Source organism: Pseudoalteromonas sp. CO109Y (assembly GCF_004208935.1).
Taxonomy (GTDB): domain Bacteria; phylum Pseudomonadota; class Gammaproteobacteria; order Enterobacterales; family Alteromonadaceae; genus Pseudoalteromonas; species Pseudoalteromonas shioyasakiensis.
The window spans coordinates 149,122-172,913 of the sequence record NZ_SGPD01000041.1 but is presented as its reverse complement, the minus strand read 5'-3'; the positions used below and the strand labels follow the sequence as shown (position 1 = coordinate 172,913).

22 protein-coding genes are annotated in these 23,792 nt (G+C 40.7%); 17 read left to right on the top strand and 5 right to left on the bottom strand.

Annotated features, from left to right (window positions below):
- Positions 1–81: 81 nt before the first annotated feature.
- Positions 82–2,667 carry a TonB-dependent receptor gene (locus EXT43_RS17400; protein WP_062565544.1) on the bottom strand — a complete coding sequence of 862 codons (2,586 nt, stop codon included), beginning with the start codon at positions 2,665–2,667 and terminating at the stop codon, positions 82–84.
- Positions 2,668–2,964: 297 nt separating this feature from the next.
- Positions 2,965–3,117 (bottom strand): oxidoreductase-like domain-containing protein, encoded by a 153-nt coding sequence (locus EXT43_RS17395; protein WP_082401749.1) that lies wholly within the window; start codon positions 3,115–3,117, stop codon positions 2,965–2,967.
- Positions 3,118–3,223: 106 nt separating this feature from the next.
- Here EXT43_RS17395 and EXT43_RS17390 point away from each other — a divergent pair, with 106 nt between their 5' ends.
- Together EXT43_RS17390 and EXT43_RS17385 are read left to right on the top strand one after the other, a co-directional pair.
- The gene (locus EXT43_RS17390; protein WP_054563995.1) at positions 3,224–3,634 is read left to right on the top strand and encodes a hypothetical protein; all 411 of its coding nucleotides are present in this window, start codon (positions 3,224–3,226) and stop codon (positions 3,632–3,634) included.
- Between the two features lie 88 nt (positions 3,635–3,722).
- The gene (locus tag EXT43_RS17385) at positions 3,723–5,084 is read left to right on the top strand and encodes a leucyl aminopeptidase family protein (RefSeq protein WP_130167558.1); all 1,362 of its coding nucleotides are present in this window, start codon (positions 3,723–3,725) and stop codon (positions 5,082–5,084) included.
- A 1-nt stretch (position 5,085) separates the two neighbouring features.
- On the opposite strand, the gene EXT43_RS17380 is transcribed toward EXT43_RS17385, so the two are convergent.
- The gene (locus EXT43_RS17380; RefSeq protein ID WP_062565543.1) at positions 5,086–5,472 is read right to left on the bottom strand and encodes a VOC family protein; all 387 of its coding nucleotides are present in this window, start codon (positions 5,470–5,472) and stop codon (positions 5,086–5,088) included.
- A gap of 69 nt (positions 5,473–5,541) precedes the next feature.
- A complete protein-coding gene (locus EXT43_RS17375; RefSeq protein ID WP_054563970.1) occupies positions 5,542–6,615 on the bottom strand; it encodes a ketoacyl-ACP synthase III in 1,074 nt (357 codons plus the stop codon).
- A gap of 151 nt (positions 6,616–6,766) precedes the next feature.
- Between EXT43_RS17375 and EXT43_RS17370 the strand changes: the two genes are divergently transcribed.
- The 14 genes from EXT43_RS17370 (at position 6,767) to EXT43_RS17305 (ending at position 21,600) form a co-directional block, all read left to right on the top strand.
- Positions 6,767–8,077, top strand: coding sequence for an amidohydrolase family protein (locus EXT43_RS17370; protein ID WP_130167557.1), 1,311 nt, complete (start codon positions 6,767–6,769; stop codon positions 8,075–8,077).
- An 8-nt stretch (positions 8,078–8,085) separates the two neighbouring features.
- Complete coding sequence (locus EXT43_RS17365; RefSeq protein WP_054563972.1) at positions 8,086–8,490, top strand: DUF4440 domain-containing protein; 405 nt, start codon at positions 8,086–8,088, stop codon at positions 8,488–8,490.
- Between the two features lie 17 nt (positions 8,491–8,507).
- Positions 8,508–9,719, top strand: coding sequence for an ATP-binding protein (locus EXT43_RS17360; RefSeq protein ID WP_130167556.1), 1,212 nt, complete (start codon positions 8,508–8,510; stop codon positions 9,717–9,719).
- Complete coding sequence (locus tag EXT43_RS17355) at positions 9,716–10,249, top strand: response regulator transcription factor (protein ID WP_130167555.1); 534 nt, start codon at positions 9,716–9,718, stop codon at positions 10,247–10,249. Before EXT43_RS17360 ends, EXT43_RS17355 begins: the two co-directional genes overlap by 4 nt.
- A 152-nt stretch (positions 10,250–10,401) precedes the next feature.
- Positions 10,402–10,806, top strand: coding sequence for a DUF1761 domain-containing protein (locus EXT43_RS17350; RefSeq protein WP_130167554.1), 405 nt, complete (start codon positions 10,402–10,404; stop codon positions 10,804–10,806).
- 39 nt (positions 10,807–10,845) lie between these two features.
- Positions 10,846–11,097 carry a hypothetical protein gene (locus EXT43_RS17345; RefSeq protein ID WP_054563976.1) on the top strand — a complete coding sequence of 84 codons (252 nt, stop codon included), beginning with the start codon at positions 10,846–10,848 and terminating at the stop codon, positions 11,095–11,097.
- Positions 11,098–11,209: 112 nt separating this feature from the next.
- Complete coding sequence (locus EXT43_RS17340) at positions 11,210–11,671, top strand: hypothetical protein (protein WP_130167553.1); 462 nt, start codon at positions 11,210–11,212, stop codon at positions 11,669–11,671.
- A gap of 158 nt (positions 11,672–11,829) precedes the next feature.
- Positions 11,830–12,099 carry a hypothetical protein gene (locus tag EXT43_RS17335; protein WP_054563978.1) on the top strand — a complete coding sequence of 90 codons (270 nt, stop codon included), beginning with the start codon at positions 11,830–11,832 and terminating at the stop codon, positions 12,097–12,099.
- A 183-nt stretch (positions 12,100–12,282) separates the two neighbouring features.
- Positions 12,283–14,265 carry a TonB-dependent receptor gene (locus tag EXT43_RS17330; RefSeq protein ID WP_240701531.1) on the top strand — a complete coding sequence of 661 codons (1,983 nt, stop codon included), beginning with the start codon at positions 12,283–12,285 and terminating at the stop codon, positions 14,263–14,265.
- Between the two features lie 23 nt (positions 14,266–14,288).
- Positions 14,289–16,028, top strand: coding sequence for an ATP-binding protein (locus EXT43_RS17325; RefSeq protein WP_130167552.1), 1,740 nt, complete (start codon positions 14,289–14,291; stop codon positions 16,026–16,028).
- Positions 16,025–17,395 (top strand): sigma-54 dependent transcriptional regulator, encoded by a 1,371-nt coding sequence (locus EXT43_RS17320; protein WP_130167551.1) that lies wholly within the window; start codon positions 16,025–16,027, stop codon positions 17,393–17,395. Before EXT43_RS17325 ends, EXT43_RS17320 begins: the two co-directional genes overlap by 4 nt.
- 213 nt (positions 17,396–17,608) lie before the next feature.
- Positions 17,609–18,568 carry a porin gene (locus tag EXT43_RS17315; RefSeq protein WP_058584269.1) on the top strand — a complete coding sequence of 320 codons (960 nt, stop codon included), beginning with the start codon at positions 17,609–17,611 and terminating at the stop codon, positions 18,566–18,568.
- A 57-nt stretch (positions 18,569–18,625) separates the two neighbouring features.
- Positions 18,626–20,056 (top strand): SLC13 family permease, encoded by a 1,431-nt coding sequence (locus tag EXT43_RS17310; RefSeq protein WP_240701534.1) that lies wholly within the window; start codon positions 18,626–18,628, stop codon positions 20,054–20,056.
- 191 nt (positions 20,057–20,247) lie between these two features.
- The gene (locus tag EXT43_RS17305; protein ID WP_130167583.1) at positions 20,248–21,600 is read left to right on the top strand and encodes a coniferyl aldehyde dehydrogenase; all 1,353 of its coding nucleotides are present in this window, start codon (positions 20,248–20,250) and stop codon (positions 21,598–21,600) included.
- Between the two features lie 21 nt (positions 21,601–21,621).
- On the opposite strand, the gene EXT43_RS17300 is transcribed toward EXT43_RS17305, so the two are convergent.
- Positions 21,622–22,344, bottom strand: a complete 723-nt coding sequence (locus EXT43_RS17300) for a tetratricopeptide repeat protein (protein ID WP_054563984.1) — start codon at positions 22,342–22,344, stop codon at positions 21,622–21,624.
- A 546-nt stretch (positions 22,345–22,890) separates the two neighbouring features.
- On the opposite strand from EXT43_RS17300, the gene EXT43_RS17295 reads away from it, so the two are divergent.
- Positions 22,891–23,739 (top strand): DUF6279 family lipoprotein, encoded by an 849-nt coding sequence (locus EXT43_RS17295; protein WP_130167549.1) that lies wholly within the window; start codon positions 22,891–22,893, stop codon positions 23,737–23,739.
- The last annotated feature ends 53 nt before the right edge of the window (positions 23,740–23,792 follow it).

Sequence of the window (23,792 nt, the reverse complement as noted above, 5' to 3'; positions counted from 1 at the left end):
CTTGGTTAACTATAAATATCCAGAATAAATCCGGGGTATCGACTTTCTAGGTTGATTGCTCAACCTAGAAAGCTGTTCTATTTAGAAAGTATACGTAGCTTTCACGTAATAGAAGCCGCCGTTGATACCATATGGCGACGTTTCGTAGTATTTACCACCCCAGTTATTGTTAGGGATGCCAGTACTGTCATAGAAATCAAGTTTCTCTGCTTCTTGGTCGAATAAGTTTGTCGCACCTACAGAGAAGCTAAGCTCTTCAGTTAGGAAGTAAGTCACTTCTGCATCAATCGTTACTGCAGCATCAGCTGTTTTCGCTGTTGCATCGTAATCTACGTGTACGCCTTGGTATTCGCCATAGTAGTTAACACGTGTAAATGCAGAGAAATTCTCCCACTGTTGTGCCCAGCTAAGCGTTGCTCGGTGATTTGGTAAGTCATTTTCTAAACGGCTTACTTTAAACTCACCAGTAATGTCTGTTGACTTAGTTACTTCAGTGTCGTTCCAGTTGTACGCTAAGCTGAATGTTGAACTACCGCCTAGTAGGTCAGTTGAATAGTTAGCTACAGCATCAACACCTTGCGTTGTTGTATCAAAGTCATTCGTGAAGAAGCTTACTTGAGCTAAGTTTTGTACGTTTGGTACACCCGCTGCTTCAAGTGTATCTTTATCAGCTTGGCTTAACTCAATTTTATCTGATTGACTGATACGGTCATCTACTTGGATGTTGTAATAGTCAACAGTGAAGAATAAGTCACCAATTGTCCAAACTGCACCAAATGTATAGCTTTGTGATTCTTCAGGTTCAAGCTCTGTACCACCTAATTGCACGGCAATTGGGTTTGTTGGTGGTAAAAGTGCTGAGTCAACAAGAACACCGCTGCTTAGGTTTGTTTGAACGTTACTTACATTTGCTTGACCAACAGTTGGTGCACGGAAACCTGTACTGATTGAACCACGAATGTTTAAGTCTTCAGTTAAGTGGTATTGACCAGTTAACTTGTAGTTAGTTGTTGAACCAAATGAATCATAATCTTCATAACGTAACGCTAAGCCCATTAGGAAGTCTTCTGTGAATGGTGCTTCAACATCAACGTATGCAGCATAGTTACGACGTGTATACTCGCCCGCATCAGATGGTTTGAAACCAGGGAAACCATTTGAACCGATACCAAAACCTTGTTCTGTTAGTGGGCCAGCTGTGAAAGACGCTTCGTCACCAGAAACAACTGTGAATGTTTCTTCGTGCCATTCTAGACCACCGGCAACGTTTACATCGTAAGCTAAGCCAAAGTCAAAACCTTTTGATAAATCAGCATTAAAGTTTTTCTCTAACTGTGAGTATTTACCTGGGCTGAAATCGCGCGGGCTTTCTGGGCCTAATGATGCATTGATTGTGTCGTAGATGAAGTAACGAGATTCGTTGTAACCAACTGTACCGCTTAAGTCATAGTAAGCACCTTCAAGGAAACCAGAAGTGATTTCACCTTTAGTACCAATTGTTAATGCAGTATCTGTGATGTTACCACCGAAGTTAGGTGTAAAACCGCCTGGAAGCATTTCGTTAAATGCAAAACAGTCTGGGTTGTTAGCAACTAGATCGATGTATCTTTGGTTATCTAAAACGTTATCATCAATCATGATATCGGTAGGACAGTTACCGCTCATATCGCCAGTTAAATCACCAACAAGCAGTGTTTCACCGCCGTCATTTGAGTAAACACCTGGACGAGTGTGTGGGTTACGATAGTAGAAACCACCACGTACGTCACGCTCAGAGTAGTTACCAAACATGTAGAATTCAGATGAGTTGCTTAACTCAAGACCAATGTTACCAAAGATTGTAATATCATCATCAACTTCAGGTGCACCCCAAATTTGTGCTAAAGAAGATACTTCAGGTACGCCTGCAGCGTTAAGTGCCGCCGCATCAGGGCGTTGTACTGAACGGCTAGTTGCATCAGCTGTTTTATATTGGAAGCTTAAGTTAGCAAAACCACTATCGGTAAATGGTAGACCCACGTTACCTGAAATTTGTGTTGTATCGCCATCACCTTCGTAGTATTCGCCTTGACGAATTTCGAATGAACCACCTTCAGAGGCATCTTTTAATACAAAGTTCATTACACCAGCGATTGCATCAGAACCGTACTGTGCCGCAGCACCGTCACGAAGTACTTCTACTTGCTTTAGGGCAATACTTGGAATAACTGAGATATCAGCACCTTGAGCACCATCATTGATACCACCACCTAAGAAGGCAATAACTGATGCGCGATGACGACGTTTACCATTAACAAGTATTAATGTGCTGTCAGAAGGAAGACCACGTAAGTTAGCAGGGCGTACAAGTGACGCTGCATCACTAATTGGGTTTTGGTGAACGTTAAAAGAAGGAACTGAGCCTTTTAAAAGCTCTAGCATATCGGTGTTGCCGCCTTTATCTAGCTCTTCACCACCAATGATATCAATTGGCACCGGTGAATCACCGATTGAACGTGGCGCAGAACGAGTACCTACCACGGCAATTTTTTCTACGTTTTTGTTAACTTTCGTTTCTTCTGCTGCTTGCTCTGCAGCAACAACCGAACCCGACACAAACAGACCTGCTGTTGTTGTCGCTAGAGCAAATTTAATTGCTTGTTGTAGCGCATTATTTTTGAATTTCATTCTGACTTCCCCAGTTAGAATATTTATGATTATGTCACCGAAGTTAAATAATAAACTTGGTGTAAATCTCTTATACAGCCTGTAAATTTATTTTGCAAATTGTTAATATGATGTTGTTTTTGGCGTTTTTATTTGCACGTTATTATTGTTTTTTTAATTATGTGCATGAAATAAAAGGGGATAATTTATTCTTATTTTTTCTTTTAAGCGTAAGAAAGTATATAAAATATCTAAAAATATTTTAAAAAAGGAATTTTTTGATTGGTTTTTAAGCGAAATTGGATTTGGAACGGTCTATTAGGCTTGTTGCGGAATGTTGTTTAATTGCCATTGCTTTAATTTTTCTCGGTATTCATCCCAAACACATGGGCAACAACTACCACCACCACAACATTCATCTGGGGCCGGCTTTTGGGGTTTTGGCTCAGCCTGTTGTATAGGTGTGTTCATGTTTAATACTGAAAAATAATTACGAATAGAGTATTAAGAATAAAACAAAAACTAATATAAGTAAATTATGCTTTGTGAACTTCACATGCTGTGTGAAAATAACCAAATGCGATTATACAAAGTTATTCATCGAGCCCCATTCAGAGTGGCTAAAATTACCAAAAAGCGTCAGACTCTACGCTTCAAGCGCGCTATGGTAGCACTTAAAATCGCACTTGCCCAAGAAAAGCAAGAAACAAAAGAGATGCTTCATATCTATAGGCGATACACCCAAGGCCAAGCTACTAAAGAAGAATTGCATACTGCCAATGAGCAATTTTTAGATATATTAAAAGGACTCGGTTTAGGCGTATTTGCTGTATTACCCTTTGCACCCGTGACAATTCCTTTGGTTGTAAAACTGGGTCAATGGGTTGGTGTTGATGTGCTACCTAGCTCATTCAATATTAATAAGTCGATTAAAGAGATTGATCAACAAGTAGAAAAAGAAGAAAAAGAGAAGCAAAACAAAGACTGATTAGGTTTTGCTTATCTGATTTTGCCTATACCTTTTGTATCAAGATATTGGTATGCTTAAATACCTTTTCTTTATATCGAGTCGTTTAATGAGTTCATTAATTCGCCATTCTTCTACGGGAATTCCCCTGTCATTTATTGCTAAAGCTGACCTATCAACGTGGTTAACCGAGCAGCCGCAAGCCTTACAAAATTGGCTAACGAATTGTGATTTTAAAAACAAAGGCATGGCCTTAATTGCTGATAGTGAAACCGGTTCACTTGAGCATGTGTATTGTTTAGTTAATGATTTACAAGACTTTTGGTTAGCAGGTGACTTATCAAAAAAACTGCCAGCAGGTTGTTATCAAATTCAAGGTGATGACAAATTTGTAGAACAAGTAGCGCTGGGTTTTGTGTTAGGTGGTTACGAGTTTAGTGAATATAAAGAAAAACCATCGCCACGTGCCACACTAGCTATTAAAGATGAAAGCTTAGTTAAGCGTTTATCGCAGCATGCAAGTGCTATTAATTTAGTGCGTGATTTAGTTAATACGCCTGCTGCAGATATGATGCCGCAACACCTATCACAAGTGATGGCTGATTTAGCCGACACCTTTGATGGTGAGTTTAGTGAGTGGGTTGGTGATGAATTATTAGAGCAAAACTACCCTACAATTCATATGGTTGGTCGTGCGTCTGAGAATAAGCCTCGCTTACTTGATTTACGCTGGGGCGCAAAAGATGCTCCACAGATTACCTTAGTCGGTAAAGGCGTGTGTTTTGATTCAGGTGGTTTAGATTTAAAACCAAGCTCAGGCATGCGTAATATGAAAAAAGACATGGGCGGTGCCGCGCATGTTATTGGTCTTGCCCAGTTAATTATGGCTGCCAACCTACCAATTCGCTTACGAGTACTGGTACCTGCAGTTGAAAATGCGGTTTCTCGAAATGCATTTAGACCAGGTGATGTGATCAAAACTCGTAAAGGGATCACAGTAGAAATTGATAACACGGACGCTGAAGGTCGTTTAGTGCTGTGTGATGCACTTGCTGAAGCGCAAAACGATAACCCCGATCTTATCGTTGACTTTGCAACCCTCACTGGTGCTTGTCGTGTAGCCCTAGGTACTGAATTACCGGGCTTTTTCGCAAATAACCGTGATGTTGCTAACAAATTGATGGATGCAGGCGAAAGCTGCCATGATCCTGTATGGCAACTTCCGTTATTTGATCAATATAAAGCATTATTAAAAAGTGACGTAGCTGATATTGCTAACTGTGCTTCCACTCCTTTTGGTGGTGCGATCACTGCTGCTCTTTATTTAAAAGAGTTTATTGAGCCAAGTACTCCTTGGGTTCACTTTGATGTTATGGCTTGGAACTTACGTGCATTACCAGGTCGCCCTACAGGTGGTGAGGCATTGGGTATTCGCGCCGTGTTCAATTACTTACAAGATCGCTTCCAATAATCTAGAGTTGGTAAAGCTCTAACGGTAAATCATCGGGATCGGCAAAAAACGTAAATTGCTTCCCGGTGATTTCATCCACTCTTATTTCTTCAACCGAAATGCCTTGTTGTTCTAAGTACTGCTTAGATTTTGCAATATCAGCAACTTTAAACGCCAAATGGCGTAGCCCTTGTGCCTCTGGATAGCTGGGTCTTTGTGGCGCTCCAGGAAACGAAAACAATTCTAATTGGCTACCATCAGGAAGTGCTAAATCTAACTTATACGAGTTACGTTCAGCACGGTATAGTTCGTGGATAATCGGCAGTTTTAATACTTCATTATAAAAATGCTTTGATTTTTCATAGTTGCTACAAATGATTGCAGCGTGATGTATGCCTAATAATTCCATTATATAGTCCATTTTTTGCTCATAAAAAAACGCGGACTAAGCCGCGCTTTTCTATAAATAATAGGGGTATTATTCTGCCGCTTTACATGCTGCAACAGCTGGTGCAACAAGTTCAAGGCCTGTTTTATCACACTCAGGTAAGGCTGCATCAGACACTGCAATAGGTGTCACGCGTTCGCCCCATTTAATGTAACTTGCCGCCCACGTTAAACCTGCACCAAAGGCCGCTGACATAATGTTTGAGTTAGGTTTGATAAGGCCTTGCTCAACAGCTTCACAAATTGCAATCGCAATTGTTGCAGCAGACGTATTACCGTAGTCGGCAATGTTCACCATTACTTTTTCATCAGCTACTTTCAAACGTTGCTGAATAGCTTGGATAATACGTAAATTGGCTTGGTGAGGAACTAATACGTCAATGTCATCAAGCTCTAACTGTGCTTGGTTCAGCACGTCGTCACAAGCTTCACTCATACCTTTAACAGCACGCTTGAAGATTTCGCGACCTTCGAATAATAAGTTAGACGGGCCAATTGGCTCATACTTATTTAAATCGCTACCAAAGTTTTCGATGTGCAAGATATCGCGATCTTCACTGTCACAGCCTGTTTTAGTTGCAAGTAAACCTGATGGTGTATCTGAGGCTTCTAATACAACGGCACCAGCACCATCACCGAATAATACAGCACTGTCGCGGCGCGCCCAGTTGATGTACCAAGTCATGCGCTCAGCAGCAATAACAACCGCTTTTTTGATCATGCCCGCACGAATTTGTGCCGTTGCTGCTTGTAATGCATATAAAAAGCCTGAACATGCAGCGTTAGTATCCATTGCTGCTGCGCCAACTGCACCAATATTTTTTTGCACTAAAGAGGCTGTATTTGCCACCATAGTTGAAGGTGTACAAGTCGCAAGAAGTACAAGATCAATGTCTTTACCATCAACCCCAGCACAAGCAAGCGCTTGCTTTGCGGCAACGGTCGCTAAATCGGCAGTAGAAACATGGCTGACACGGCGAGATTTGATGCCTGTACGTGTTGTGATCCATTCATCATTGGTATCAACAATATTGCTAATTTCATCATTGCTGATGCTTGCTGGTGGTATACATTTACCCCAGCCAGTAATTTGGGCATAAGACATAATGTGTTCTCTTTATGTGGTCAGACTTGTTAAATTTTTCCGAAGTTATATCAAAATTCACTTGTTAACACTAGTTCATTGCTGCGCTATGTCGTAAATAATGGCATTTACTGAGTATTTAAGTTAAACCTAGTATAAAAAAGAGGCGATTATGAAAAAAATAAACCTAAAAATAAGCACATTATCGGTACTGTCTTTATTATCTACGTTTGCTGTTAATGCACAAACCACCATTATTCATGCTGGAAAGATGCTGGTAGGCACTGATCAAGATGTCAAAGAGCAGCAAACGCTGGTTATTGAAGACAATAAAATTGCCGCAATAAAAGCTGGTTTTCTAACAAAGCAGCAATTAAACCTCAGTGATGCAGATGTTATTGATTTAAAAAATCAGATGGTATTGCCGGGTCTGATTGATATGCACGTTCATGTTACCTTTGAGCGAGATGCAAAACGTAACCCTCACCAATGGGCAACTGAATACGAAGCCGATTACGCTCTGCGTTCTCTAAAGTACTTACAACGTACGGTTGATGCAGGTTTTACCTCTGTGCGTGACCTAGGTAGCAGCTATCAAGTTATCTTCCCATTAAAGCGAGCGGTTGAACGTGGCGACATTGTTGGCCCGCGCATTTTTGCAGCAGGGGATATGATCACACCGACCGGTGGTCACGGTGATATGCATGGCTATCGCCGTGATATCACCAAAGCGACAGAAGGGGCTGGCTTAGGTGTGTGTGATGGCGCAGCCGATTGTACTCGAGCAGTGCGCGATGTAATTAAAAGCGGTGCCGATGTGATTAAAATAACCGCGACAGGTGGTGTTTTAAGTAATACAGCGGCAGGGGTTAATCAGCAATTTACTGATGAAGAACTCAGTGCCATTGTAAACACAGCCCATCATTTAGGCCGCAAAGTGACCGCTCATGCTCATGGCACAGAAGGTATAAAAGCAGCACTTAGAGCAGGTGTTGATTCAATCGAACATGGCTCTTTTTTAGATAAAGACACGGTTAAGCTTTTCAAAAAGCAAGACGCGTATTTAGTTCCAACCTTACTCGCTGGCGCAACAGTTAAAGAAGAGGTACTTAATAATCCGAATATGCCAAAAGCAATTGCTGATAAGGTCGAAGTAGTTGCGCCAAAAATGGAAGCATCGTTTAAATTGGCGTTAAAAAACAAGGTTAAAATAGCCTTTGGTACAGATTCAGGCGTATCTAAGCATGGTGATAATGCTAAAGAGTTCGAGTTATTAGTTAAATATGGCATGACACCAAAACAAGCTATTAAATCAGCCACCGTTGAAGCTGCTAAACTATTAGGTCAAAGTGATAACCTCGGTGACTTGAGTGTTGGTAAACAAGCAGATATTATCAGCGTGAATATGAATGTACTTGATAACATTAGTGAACTTAGTCAGGTTCAGTTTGTTATGAAGGGCGGTAAAGTGCTCAAACAGTAAGGGTTACTATGGGCGGTAAAATTAAAGAGACGTTATTTAATCATTTAATTGATGCAGAGCGACAGCTCCTTGAGCCAGAGGTACGTCAATCTGCTGAAGCGCTTGATGCATTACTTGATGATGATTTTATTGAAATAGCCGCTGATGGCACGTCATTTAATAAGTTCCAAGTTTTAACCCGCCTGCCAACTGAGGTGGTACCGCAGTTTTATAATCAACATTTTAAAGGCCGAATGCTTAGTGATGATATTGCACAGCTAAGCTATCAAGCAGCCTTTAGACGTTCAGCTCGCTCAGAGTTTAACTACTCAGTTCGTATGTCACTGTGGCGTTTTAATGGTAAACAATGGCAAATGGTGTTTCATCAAGGAACGCCTTGTGCTGTTTTTACAATTTCAATGGACGATGATTAAGCTTTAAAGAGTCCGTTATGCAAACCGATCCGGCGATCAGTCGCCTACTAATTTTAAGAAGCGCCGCAATCGCCGTGCAGTTTGTTGCTGTGATTGCAGTGTATTTTCTTTTTGAATACCAAATCCCCTTACTGCCTTTACTTGCTGTAATTTGTATTGAAGCAATCTTTCAGCTGTTAAGTATATTCGCTTACCGAAATGTCACGAAAGCAAGGCCAGCAGGTGTGTTAATGCAGTTGACAGCCGACTTATTGTTTTTAACTATTTTGCTCTCCTTAAGTGGTGGAGCAACAAATGCATTTGTTTCGTTATTACTGTTACCAATCATGATAGCGGCGGTGACTGTTAATGCGAAAGGGCTTGCTTACACAGCTGTGCTGGCAATCGCAGCTTATAGTTTTTTACTGATAAAAATGCCCGAACACACCATGCACCAAATGCAGATGACTCATCATTTTATTGGTATGTGGGTTAACTTTGTTATCAGCGCCATCGTTATTGCCTTTGTAATTGGCACATTAAACAGCACGTTAAGAGCCAGAGAAGCTACTATTTCCCGTACCCGCGAGCAACAATTAAGGCATGAGCAATTATTAACGCTTGATGGCGCTGCCGCACAAGTAACGCATCAACTTGCAACGCCGATAGCAAACTTACAGCTGTTATTTGAAGAGCTTAAAGAGCAACAAGCTGATGACCCCATTGTGCACGAAATGGCCAAGCCATTAGCTCAGTGTAAAGAGCAACTTGCTCATTTTAGGTCACTTTCAAATGCACTAAGAACCGGTGAAACACAACAAGTGATTAGTGCTAAAACACTGCAAAACACTATTCAGGATGCGATGACACTGCATTTTCCTGAGCAAAGCTTACAGTGGCTAAATGACGCCCCTGATTGTTCGATTTTAAGTGATGCCATGCTGTTACCGGCTATTTTAAACTTGTTGCAAAACGCCGTATCGGCAAATAACCATAATCAGCAACACTGCATCGAAGCTAAGTGGCAAATCGATGAGCAAATACTTTCATTGTCGTTACGTGATTTCGGTCAAGGATTTAGCGAGCAACAAATGGCATCATTAGGCGGTCAGCTCATGCCAAGTAGCGATGGAATGGGAATGGCAGTTATGCTTTCTAATGTAACCTTAGAGCGCTTAAATGGCTCATTAACACTAAGTAATCACCCACAGCAAGGCGCGATTGCGATGGTTAGTTTAAAAATTGTATGAAACTTTTAATTATTGAAGACGATGTAAACCTAGCCAGCACGCTTGCGAGGCGCTTTACAAAACAAGGCTTCACATGTTCACTTGCTCATAACGCTGAGCAAGCTTTACAAAAAACAACCACTTTTGAGGCAAGCCACTTTCTGGTGGATTTAAAACTCGGGGATGATAACGGCCTTGCGCTAATTAAACCTTTAAGAGAACAATTTCCTTCAGCTCGTATCGTATTGCTCACGGGGTTTGCCAGTATTGCCAGTGCAGTAGAAGCGATACGTTTAGGTGCTGATGACTACTTACCAAAGCCTGTCGATTTCAATTCATTATTAAAAACAATCTTGGGTGATGTTGAAGCTGGTGCCTCATCGGTAAACCCAGAGCCAAGCCAAATAATGTCGCCAGAGCGTCTTGAGTGGGAGCATATTCAACATGTATTGCATAGCAACAATGGAAATATCTCTGAAACTGCGCGCCAACTGAATATGCACAGAAGAACCCTACAACGTAAATTGCAGAAAAAACCCGTACAACACTAAATTGATTGTTTATTAAACTGAAATAATTCTGCGGTTAATCCTAAAGTATGGTTTAGATATTAATAGGTACAAAACTCAGCCTTTTTGATTTGCTGCATCGCTGATCCTTAACTAAAGTCAAATTAAACCTGTTAGTTGTATGAGTCTGGCGTATGCATTTTTCAGAACTTAATTACTTCGCGATCTTTTTTGCTGCCCTTGCATCTTTCTTATTGGGCACTGTGTGGTATTCACCTTGGCTTTTTAAACGTATTTGGATGGAAAGCTGTGGTTTAACTGAACTTGACCTACAGAGTATTAACCCAGTTATGGTGTTTGGCGGCAGCTTTGTTTTATGTTGTTTAATTGCATTTAGTTTATCGTTATTTATTGGCGCAAATGTCAATGTGGGAGTAGCTGTTGGCACAGGGTTTATTATTGGCTTGTGCTGGGTTAGCTGTGCTTTAGGGATTGGCTATATTTTTGAACAACGCCCATTAAAATTGTTCTTAGTTAATGCAAGTTATTCAATATTACAGTTTTCTGTTATCGGCTTAGTTTTGGGGCTCTGGCCCTAACATGTTAAGGTAAGGTTTTATTTTAGCAATGTAGTTGTAATGGCAAAACCAAATAAAAAAGGCCCGACCAAAACAGTCGATATTTTTTGCTCACAATGTAAAACTCAATTATTTAAATACCGTAAAGGCGGAAAAGGGGCGTTGGTTAAATGTTTTGTTGAACGTATTAGCCAAGACTTTACCAATGAAACAGGTATCTGCCCTGACTGCCAACGTCAATTCGCCCGCGAAACCATGATCCGCGGCGCACCTGCTCTAAAAATTATCGGTGGTAAGGTAACGCATAAGTAGATTAGTATTTGCCACATCTTTGATGTTTAATTTAATGTTAGTTAAAGAGTATTAATACCATTTCTGTAAATTGGCTTTACTGGGAAACAAAATCAACAAGGAAAACATTAACTTGGTTAAACATGCATTTGCTGCTTTGCTTATGGTTTTTGGCGTTTTGCCCATTTTGACTTCATGTGGAGAGACAGCTTCAAAAATAAACAACAATGAATATGTGTTCGTAAGAGCTATAAACCCAAGCGATAACCTATACAAATATGGCGCATTTAGACTTAAGCCTATAAAAAATGAAGCTAATGTCGTTAAATTCGATTGGATTACTGTCGAGTCCTCAAACAGCATATTGAAAATAGAAAGTGACACTACTCATTTAGGCAAATCATCCTTTTATGTGGCAGATGGTCTAAAGTTTGATGTTTTTTACCTTTCTTTATCTATTGCTGATCAAGCCTCTTGGTGGGTAAATGAAGTGCCTGCGGAGTTTAAAACCATGTATACTACTGAATTTTGTCAATCATCTTTGACAAAGCTAGAGCAGCTTAACCATGAAGATCTGAGTATTTGCTTTGAGTAAATATTAACTGTAATTAAAATACGGACATTTATCCTCGTTTATCCCTCATGCTCTGGTACTATTGACCGGTTTGCTGTTTCAATGAATGAAAACAACCCTCCCCATGGATTGGGCCAGTTGTATGGGTATAAACACATGAACAAAATGGACTCACGCACGTGATAGCACTTTTATTTGATATTATTGGCATGACAGGCACATTCTTAGTGGTTGGTGCTTTCTTTTTATTACAACTGAATAAAGCATCGCCAACCGGCCTTGTGTATAACATGATGAACTTAACAGGTGCAATTCTGTTACTGATTAGTCTTTGTTATAACTTTAACCTTGCTAGTTTTGTTATCGAAATTTTCTGGATAGCGGCGTCACTTATTGGTTTATATAAGTACATCAAGGCAAAGCGTACTGCTAATGTTGAAACAGCTTAATTAAGCTTAGCTCAATAAAATTAAAACCCATTTTTAGCTGAAAGTGGGTTTTTTTGTATCTACTTCCGAGAACTCTTCAACTAAAACTATAAAAACATTGCAAGCTTGCCAATCTTTTGTATTAATAGTGTAAACAAGGTGTTGCTTTTGCAGCATGGGCTATTAGTACAGGTATCTCGCAGCGTGAAGCTTTTAAGATGTTCAGCACTTTTTTCAATTGCAGTTGCCTCAACCATTCCAATGGTTGCAAATGCGACTGACGAGCAAGACTTATTCTCTTTAAGTTTTGAAGACTTGCTTAATGTGCAAGTCGATATTGCTAGTAAAACCAGCGAAACCTTGTCATCTGTTCCTTCAACCATGAGTGTATTTAGCCGTAAACAAATTCAAGCGCTTGGTGTTGATAACGCCTATGAGGTAATGAATTTTGTGCCAGGTATGCAATCAACCCGTGGCGATTGGGTTGGTGCTGTGCCTAAAGATCATGCTCGAGGTGTATACCTTGATAGCGGCAATGTACTGGTGATGATCAATGGTGAGCGTGTCAATGAATCATCATTTGGTAAAGCCTCTGTTTACATGCCTTATATTCCTATTGAAATCATTGAAAAAATAGAGTTTATTCGCGGTCCAGGCTCGGCGCTGTATGGCAGTAATGCGTTTTTAGGGGTGATGAATATTGTTACCTCTAAAGAGCGAAATGCTCTGCAACTTGTGGTTGGCAATAATGGTCGCTACGGGGCAACAGGGCAGTTCAATACCTCTTTAAGTGATGATACCGAACTCTTTGCGATTTTTTCGTATGATCAAAAAGACGGCGAAAGCTACCCGCAAGGAGTAAAAGATCCTCTTGAGGCGCTTTACCTAGAAGCAGGTGTTGATTACAAAAAGCTGCAATTACGTGCTCGTTACAACGAAACCTCTCTTGATGAATTTTTAAACCTTGCCGGCTATTCAACGCAAAATCAACACACCAGTGATAACACCTTTGTTGGCGTTAAATATAACTGGATTAATAACGATAAGTTAAAGCTAGACTCTAGTTACTCGTACACTAAACATAATATCTCAAGTGCTGGTTTAATCGCTGCGTTTGACGATATACCTGACTTTTTACTTGGTCCAGCTTGGCAAACGACCGATAGCAAATTTGAGACTGAACTGAGTTATCAATTTGAAAATCAATGGCAGCTTGCAGCGGGTATAGAATACGCAGAGGCTAAACAGGTCGAAGCTGGGGTGCGTACTAATTACTATGATGATGAGTCGATGTTAGTCATTATTGGCCCCGCTTATTATCAGCAAGGTATCGTGACTGTGATGGACTTTCCTGAATTTGCATCACTTAAATATACCTTCGAAACATATAGCGCCTACGGGCAGTTAAAAGTACCTTATTCAGATGCACTTACTTTATTTGTAGGGGCACGCTATGACGATGTGAAAGACATCGACAGCAAACTTTCGCCTCGCCTTGCGGGTGTTTATGTAATAAACCCAGAGCATACCGTTAAAGTGCAATATGGCGAATCGTTCAGAACACCCGTTACGAATGAGCTTTTTTCAAATGATGATGTCACAGTAGGTAACCCATCGCTTCGCTCTGAGTCGGTAAAAACCACTGAGCTTGTTTGGCATTATCAGACCTCAGAGTTACAAGCTAATGCGGTGCTTTTTTATAATGAACTCAATGATTTTATAAATATTGAGCCAACGCAATCTAATGATGCCTTGTTTACTTTTACAAACTCATTTAACACCCAAAACAGCGGTATTGAGCTCGATGCTACTTGGCAATCAAGTAAAGAGTTCTCTGTAACAGGTACCTATACGCAATACTTTGAAGACCCAATTAATGCGAGCTTTAAGCGTTTTGCAAGCTTAGTGAGTAGTTATAATTTATCTGACAGCTGGCAAGTGAGTTTAAACCTACTATGGCGTGATAAAGTAGAAGTAAGTTCAGTTACCGGTGCTCACTTTAAACAGTCTGCCTATAGCTTATTAGGTGGCAGCTTAAAATGGCAACTAAACGCTAACAGCAAACTAATGCTCAAAGTAGAAAACCTGTTAGGTAAAAAATATAATGTGTTTGATCCACGAATGGACAATGGCGCTGTCGCTGGTACAACAGAAGATTTATCGTTACACTACCAGTTCAATTTTTAGTTGCTCTGCTCTCAAAGGTTTGAATGTCGTCATTAAGTAAAAAGTTAGTTATTGCAGGTGCAATGCTTTTATTGTTGCTTGTATTAGTTTTTTACGTTGGACGCGCTCACGACTATCAACAAGCAGAGCAACAAAGCCGTGTTCAAGCTACTCAGTTAAGTCATTATTTTTCAAGCGAATTAGCCCGATTTAAAACAATTCCGACTCTAGTGAGTGCCAATGATTTAGTTAAATCTTTTGTGGTTAAGCAAGGTATAGGCGAGCAAGCCGTTAATTATTATTTAGAAGATATTCAACGTGCCAGTGGTGCATCAGATGTCTATTTAATGGATTTAACAGGCTCGGTCGTGGCAAGTAGTAACTGGCAGGTTGATTACACCTTTTTGGGCAGTAATTTTGCTTTTCGGCCTTATTTTTATTTAGCCAAGCAGGGTGAAAAAGTAGCTTATTTTGCTTTAGGTATGCGCTCAAGTGAGCGGGGCATTTACTTTTCAGAGCCGGTTATTGATAAAGGCAAAGTTATTGCCGTTGTCACTTTAAAAGTGAATGCTAAAAAGTTTGAACAAGACCGCCAGCTACTTAATGCATCAGACAGCACCCACTTCTATATCGCATTAGAAGATAGCGTTATTGTGATGTCAGACGTTGAGGACTGGCGATTAAAGTCACTTGAATCGCTTAACGACGAACAAATGGCTGCTTTGGTTAAGTCGCGCCGCTACTTGTCTCATAAACCGAGTTTACTTAATCATAATCATAAGTCTTTAAGTGAACAAACCGCACAGCAAAATATTCAGCTTAATGGCAAGCAAGCGCGCTTTATTAGTGCCACAGAAACAATAGACATTATAAACGCCAAAGCCAGTGTGCTGGTGGATGTAACTAATGTGGAGCTTGCGCAAATACCTCGACTGCTTTGGTTTAGTGTGTTTTATGCTATTGCTGTTGTGCTTATTCATATGGCTATGGTGCGCTTTGCGGGCTACAAAAAGCTCTTGTTTTCAAGACATAGCCTTGAGCAAGAAGTAATTGAACGAACCCAAGCGCTCGAAAAAGCGCAAAAAGCACTGATCCAAACAGCCAAGCTTGCAACGATAGGTCAATTAAGTGCGGGCATTAACCATGAAATCAATCAGCCCTTAAGTGCCATGAACACTTATTTAGTAAGTGCAAAAAGGTTGCTTATTAAAGGCAATATTGAGCAAGCCAGCGAAAATTTAGTACTGGTGCAATCTCTAATAGAGCGTGTTCACAAAATTGTCGCTCAGCTTAAGCATTTTAGTAAACCCGCACAAACCCAACTTAGGCAGCAAAGCTTAGCGAGCATGTTAAAAAATGCGTTAATGATCGCCAGCGCCCAGTTAAAGCAAGACGATATCGAGGTAAAAGCTGCTGATATTGATGCAAACATAACGGTGTGGGTCGACAGCGTTAAGTTTGAACAAGTCTTGGTAAACGTGATCACCAATGCCAGCCAAGCAATGAGTGAATCTGAAAAGCGCGAATTGAGTTTCGACCTCGAACTATTCGACGACCGCGTTAAGCTATCAATTCTTGATACAGGCCCAGGTATTGATCAACACGCATTAGGTAACATCTTTGAGCCATTTTACAGTACTAAAACCAGCAACGGTTTAGGTTTGGGTTTATCTATTTCACGGCAAATTATCGACTCATTTAACGGTCGATTATCTGCGCATAACCGCCCTGAAGGCGGCGCACAATTTATAATAACCTTACAAACAAATAAGGAACCATCATGAGTGTAGTTGCAGCGACCTGTAATCAGGTAATCGTTATTGATGACGAAGCGGTGATACGCGATTCATTAAAGCAACTCCTTGAGATTGAAGGTTATCAAGTTCAGTGTTTTAGTGAGCCAACTGCGGCACTTTCAAAATTGAGTCGTCGCTTTGAGGGAATTGTTTTAAGCGACATAAACATGCCAAAAATGGACGGTTTGGCATTTTTAGAACAAGTGAAAGCCTTTGATAGTGAGCTACCGGTTATTTTTCTTACCGGCTTTGCTGATGTATCAGTTGCCGTTAAAGCCATGCAACTTGGCGCTTATGATTTATTCGAAAAACCACTGACCGAGCAATTGTTAGACTGTATCGCGCGAGCTTCAGAAAAACGTGCCTTAGTGATGGAAAACCGCGCCTTAAAAATCGCAGTAGAGAAAACCTCTGCGCCCGGTGTGCGAATTTTAGGTGAAACCGAGCAAATGCAACAAATGATGCATTTACTCAATGCAGTTATCGATACTCCCGCTGATGTTTTAATAGAAGGTGAAACAGGCACAGGTAAGGAGTTAGTTGCCCGTTACTTGCACGATCAAAGTAACAGATCAGCGGCTAATTTTGTTGCCATAAACTGCGGTGCAATCCCCGAGCAACTGATTGAAAGCGAACTCTTTGGTGCAGCCAGTGGTGCATACACAGGTGCTACGCAATCTCGCCAAGGTAAGTTTGAATTTGCTAAAGGCGGTACTGTCTTTTTAGATGAAATAGAGTCAACGCCTGCAAGTTTACAAGTAAAGTTATTAAGGGTGCTTGAAGAGCGTAAAGTAACGCCTGTAGGTGATAACCACGCCATTGATTTAGACGTGCGTATAGTTGCAGCTACAAAAGTAGACTTAATGACACTGGTCGAAGCGGGGGAGTTTAGAGCCGATTTATATTACCGATTAAACTTAGTTAAAGTGAGTATTCCGGCATTACGAGACAGAAAGGCCGATATTCCACTGCTGTTTAAACATTTTAGCTCGATAGCAGCGACACGTTTTCATAAACCGCCTGCACCACTAAGTAGTGAAGCAAAGCAGCGACTTCTTGCCTACGATTGGCCGGGTAATGTGCGAGAGCTTAGAAATCAGGCTGAACGTGCGGTATTGCTAGGCTCTGATCTGGCCTTTGCCTCGTACAGTGATGCAAACAGTGACAACGAGCTTGCTCAAGACTTAAGCCTTGCCGAGAAAATTAGCTTTTATGAGCAGTCACTTATCGAAGAAGCGCTAGAACGAAACAACGGCAGCATAAAAGACACCATGGTCACATTACAAATTGCTCGTAAAACTCTTTACGACAAGATGACCAAGTACGGTATTAATCGCGAAATGTTCAAAGACTAAGCAACCCTCTCATATAAAACTCTTCATAATGGGTGGAACTGGTGACAGCACATTTTTAAAAATGTGTGGATATCCACCCATAAAAAACAGCCTCTTTTACGTCAATAAAGTTAATTCACTGTTATTTAAAAGCTTTTTTAAAATTAACTAAGTTGGCAACCAACTTGCCTTAATAGTTAGGAACAACAATTTGAACCTAATAAGGGGCGCATAATGACAACAATATTCACTCATACAAAAACACGCGTAGCAGCGGCTGTGATTTTAGCGAGCACAGCTGGCTCAGCAATGGCAGCAGACTACGCGGTATACGGTAAAGCAGAAGTTCAAATAGCAAACACAGATACAGGCGTTATGCGCTATGCAGATGAAGGTACGCAAATCGAAGCACCTTTTTCTCGTATTGGTATTAAAGGTAGCCACAAACTAACTGAGTCGCTTAAAGCAGTATTCAAATACGAAGTACAAGTAAAAGGTTTTGAGCATGACGATACAAGTGAGCCATTTTCAGCTCGTAATACTTACTTAGGCCTTGCAGGTGATTTTGGTGAAGTGGTTGTCGGTCGTAATGACACTCGTTTTAAATACTCAGAAGGTAAAGTCGACGGTTTTAACGAAACCCAAGCAGATATTGCTCAGTTGATCCCTGGTCAAGACCGTATCGGCGATACCATTACCTACAGCTCAAAAACATACGGTGGCGCATCACTAGCGCTAACTTATGCACCAAAAGATGACAGTAGCAACGATGAAGATGGTTTTGCGGCAACGGTTATTTATGGTGACCGTGCATTAAAATCTAAAGACTACTATGTTGCTATCAGCCATGTTGATGCACTTAATAAGTTAACAGCAAGCCGCGTTGTTGCAGCATGGAAACTTGAAAACCTACAGTTAGCGGGTTTATTCCAGCGCAGCGAATCAACCGACGGTACGAAAGAAGGCAATGGCTATGCACTTAGCGCAAGCTATGCAATCGATAAATGGGTACCTAAGCTGCAATATGTTAAAGACGACTCAAAAATTCGCCATGCTGAAGAAGGTAAACAATGGACAGCAGGTGTTGACTATGTTTTTGATAAACAAACCACAGCATACTTATTCTATACTGATTTAGATTTAGAACTTGAATCAGACAACAGCGTTGCAATTGGCCTTAAATACAAGTTCTAAGGAGTCGGTATGTCATTAGTAAATCAAACAAAAGATGGCTCACAGCCACGCCCATTAATGAGCACAGTGATGTTACTACTGGGCCCATTAGTAATGTTATTAACGTGTTTAATTGATCCACCAGCGGGTATGAGTGTATCAGCACTACGTACCGCAGGCCTTGCATTTTGGATGGCTACTTGGTGGGTAAGCGAAGTTGTGCCAATTCCTGCTACTTCATTATTGCCACTGGTTATATCACCTCTTGCTGGCATTGCAGCAATCAAAGGGGTCGCGTCACCTTATGCACACCCTTTGATCTTTTTATTCTTAGGCGGCTTTTTGATCTCAATCGCGATGGAGCGTTGGGGTTTACATAAGCGTATTGCACTTAATACCATGCTTCGTGCTGGTACTAAGCCAAGCCTACAAATTTTAGCCATGATGTTAGTAACGGCATTTTTATCAATGTGGATGTCAAATACAGCAACTGCTGTGATGATGTTACCAATTGCTATGTCGATTACTATGTTGGTTAAACAGTCTAACCCTGAAAATGATCAATTTGGTAAAGCATTATTATTATCAATCGCTTATGGTGCAAGTATCGGTGGTATTGCTACTTTAATTGGTACCCCACCTAATGCACTTATGGCTGCGTATTTATCAGACAGCTACAAAATTGATATTGGCTTTGCTGAGTGGATGAAAGTAGGTGTACCTCTTGCAACTGTTATGCTGGCTTTATGTTGGGTTTGGTTAACTAAGTTTGCTTATAAAGTAGATACCGATTGTGCTAAAGCAGCAAGTAAAGATACTAAGTCGTTATTCCTATCGCAGTTACAAGAGCTTGGTGCAATGCAGCGCGCTGAAAAAGGCGTAGCAGCCGTGTTCGTTTTAGCGGCAGTATGCTGGATCTTCAGACCTGTACTTGCCGACTTATCGGGCTTAAAAATCTCTGATACGGGTATTGCTATTGCTGCAGCATTATTATTGTTCGTGTTACCGGCAAACAAAGGTGATGGTGAGCGTATTCTTGATTGGGAAAGTGCCGCTAAAGTACCGTGGGGCGTGTTACTACTATTCGGTGGTGGTTTAACACTGGCTGCGCAAATTAAATCATCTGGCCTAGCTGAGTATATTGCTCACATGATTGAAGGGGCGAGTGCAATTCCATTGGTGTTAAGTGTTCTAGCAGTGGCAACCTTAATCACTTTCTTAACTGAGATCACTAGTAACACAGCTACAGCGGCAGGTTTCTTACCACTTTTAGGCCCTGTTGCTGAGTCAGTATTTGGTACACCGCTGGTATGGGTCATTCCAGCGGCTATTGCGTGTAGCTGTGCGTTTATGATGCCAGTTGCGACACCGCCTAATGCAATAGTGTTCGGCTCTGGGCAAATTCAAATGCGCGATATGATCCGCTCTGGCTTTGCACTGAACATAATTGCTATTGCGATGATCACGGTAGTTACTATGACTATTGCCGCAGTGGTATTTGGTTTTTAGTTAAGCCTTTAAGTTTTCAACCTATTCCAACCAATAGCAGCGCTCACTATGAGCGCTGTTTTTACATTTATAAAGTTGCTCAGATAAATTTAGCTAGTTATAGTGGCTAAAATCGTTTATCAAGAGATGATGTTTTGACTGATATACACGCACAATTACAGAGTGAATTTATAAAACTCAACGATGCTTTTATGGCCGAGCCTTATTTAGCTATTGAACAGCGTATAAAGCTTTTAAAAACGATTAAATCCCGCCTAATTGAAAATGAGCAAGCCCTAGTTGCAGCAACAAGCAAAGACTTTGGTTACCGTACTGAGTTCGATACGGTACTGGGTGATTTACTGCCAACGGTAAAATCATTAACCGACATCATCAAGCGCTTACCCAAATGGTCACGAAACGAATCACGCAGTGTGGGTATCAGTTTATGGCCTTCATCGGCACATATTCATTACCAACCTAAAGGGGTCGTGGGTGTTATCGCGCCATGGAATTACCCCATTCAATTAGCATTAGTACCGGCTCTTAGCGCATTAGCGGCGGGTAATCGCGTGATGTTAAAACTAAGCGAATTTACCCCACATACCAATGCTGTTATCAAGCAGATAATGGACGGTGACGTTGCTGAGCACTGTATTATTGTTGAAGGCGAAGCCGACACTGCCGCCTCTTTTTGTGATTTACCTTTTGCTCATTTACTATTTACTGGCTCAACATCAGTAGGGCGTAAAGTGATGCAAGCGGCCAGTAAAAACCTCACCCCAGTGACCCTTGAGTTAGGCGGTAAATCGCCGGTTGTGATTCTTGATGATGTGAATATCAAAGAGGCTGCAAAAACCCTGTTATTCGGCAAGTTAAACAACGCAGGGCAAATATGTGTTGCTCCTGATTATGTGTTTGTGCCCAAAAAGCTTGAGCATCAGTTAGTTCTGCAACTCAGTGAGCTGTATAAAAAGCACTTTAAACAAGGTGTTGAAGGTAAGAATCTCACCTCGATTGTCTCTGATAGGCAATATCAACGTTTAATTGCGACATTAAATGATGCAAAAGACAAAGGGGCTCAAGTGTTCGAGCCAATAGAAGGGCATCAAGTCGATGAACTTAAACATCGCATGGGTTTGCATATTTTAACGCAACTAAATGACGATATGCGGGTAATGCAAGATGAGATCTTTGGCCCTTTACTGCCAATTATGAGTTATGAATCACTGCAACAGGTGATTGACACCATCAATGCCGATTCATCACCTCTTGCCTTGTATATTTTGGGTCATGACAAAGACAAAATAAGTAAGTTAAGTTCATCAATCAGAAGTGGTACATTGGCAATTAACGATGTATTGATGCAAGTAACAGCCGATCAGTTACCATTTGGTGGTATTGGTGAGTCTGGGATGGGGCACTATCATGGTATTGAGGGCTTTAAAACCTTTAGCCATGCAAGAAATACCTTAGTATCAGGTAAGTTTAATCCTCGTACCAGCTTGTTGCTAAAGCAAAATAAGTTGCTGATCAAACTATTAAAATGGATGTACTTGCGCTGATAAGCGCAAGTACAAAGCTCATTATAGACGCCCGTCAGGTGCGTATAAACCAGCCTGAATTTTTGCATAAATCGCGTCTGCTTTTTCTTTCGCAGCTTCAATTTCTGCAGGCATCATATTGCGCTCGTCAAGCTTACGGCTATGGCTTGCATCCATGTTGCCGTTGTATTCAGCAATGGTATTCCAAATGTATGATTTCTCGAGGTTCTTAGGAACACCTAAACCTTCATAATACATCAGGGCCATATTGAACTGAGCAAGAGTAAAGTTATTCGCTGCCGCCTTTTGGTACCAGCTGAGTGCTGTGCGGTAATCTTGAATTACCCCTTCGCCATTGGCGTACATAACCCCTAAATTAAACTGAGCTGCCGGGTGATTTTTTTGTGATGCCATTTCATATAATGAAATTGCTTTTTCTTTATCAAGTTTGACACCTTTACCTTCTTGATAAAGTACACCTAATGCAAACATTGAATCAGCATGTACTTTTTTTACTGCCTTTTCGTACAACTCTGCTGCTTTACGGTAGTCGCGTTGCACACCAAAGCCACCTTCGTACATTTTAGCAAGCTCATACATTGCAGGGGCATAACCTCTGTCTGCAAGGTAATTAAATTCATGAAGCGCTTCTTCAAAACGACCTTCATTTGCCGCTAATTGGGCATCTTCAAGACTGGCATTTGCTAAAGGTGACAAGATTAACGTGCTAGCGAGCAATAGTGATTTAAAATTAGGCTTGATCATAGTCTGCCTCCAAATGTGTGTTAGGTATCAATAACAAAGCATTGAGCTATTGATAAAATGCATTGCCAAACAGCCACTGAGCAAAACATCACTTTTAGTTTAGACCCAACAGCTGCAAATGCCCAATTTATAGACAGCGGCAAGCTTTGCAATTAACAAGTAGGCTTAAGATACAGATTTTACAGAAAAATTAAAGAAATAAAAAAAGCCCGTAGCGGGCTTTTTCGTGTCATATCTACCGTCACCGATATGAGCAATGTAGCAAGTAAAGTGTAACGTTTTATGTCTATGTTCGGGTCGAGGAAACAGACGACAATCAAGAGTTACGTCTTGAACTAACTTGGTTAAACAGCATCAAAGCCTTTAACAGCATGATGTTGCTGTGAGAATAGTTTAGCGAACCAAGTTGTTGATAACGATTATTACTTAGGTTTAATCGTTCGTCAACACCTAAATGATAATTAATTTCATTTAATTGCGGTTGCTGAATTTTTGTTCTTAGTGGTAAGTTTACTTTGTTTTGAAACAGGATTTGAAAAAACTACAATGAAAAAGCTATCAAAGTATTTAATCGTATTTAGTTTGTTGTTCACCGTTGCTGGGTGTTCTCCTAGCTTTACTTACAATAACTTGGATTGGTTATCAGGGTTTTGGATTGATGATTATGTTGACCTCAACAGCGACCAAACTGATAAATTTAAGCATATCGTCAAAACCAGCCGCGATTGGCATCGAGAAACACAACTCCCTTTATACAAACGTGATCTTGAAAGCTTAAAGTCCATGTTAGATAAGCAAGTTGATCATAACGAGCTTAAAGCACACTTCGTACAAGCAAAGCAGCATTGGCAAACGCTGGTTGATAAAATCGAGCCTGAACTTATTGATTTAGCAAACTCTCTTTCATATGAACAGCGAGTTGAGTTTGTTGCTGCACTGCAAGAAAACATTAACGATGAGTACAAAGAACACGAAGAGAAATCGCCTGAGCAACATAAAAAAGAACGTTTAGAAGAAAACCTTGAAAACTATAAAGAGTGGTTCGGTACCAAGCTATCTGCACAGCAACAAACACTGATAGAGAACTCATCAAATACTCGAGTCAGTACATTTTTACTGTGGATGCAATACAAACAAAAGCGTTTAGATACATTAAAAACGCTGTTTATGCAAAAGCAAAAACCAGCAGATTTTAACCAACAACTTGCTGTTATTATTAATGATCGTTTTGCCTTTATGAGCGATGAGTTAGTTGCCGCCGATGATAAAAATCTCGATAACTACGTTAACTTACTATTGGAGCTAAAGCCTACGTTAACCGAAAAACAACGTCGTAACATTCACGATGAGTTTGATGAGTTAATTGAAGAGGTCAGTGACTTGATTAATGATTAGCTGCTAGGTGCTCGCTGTATTTGGACGCGCTGTAAAATCGCTTCCTGTTAGCA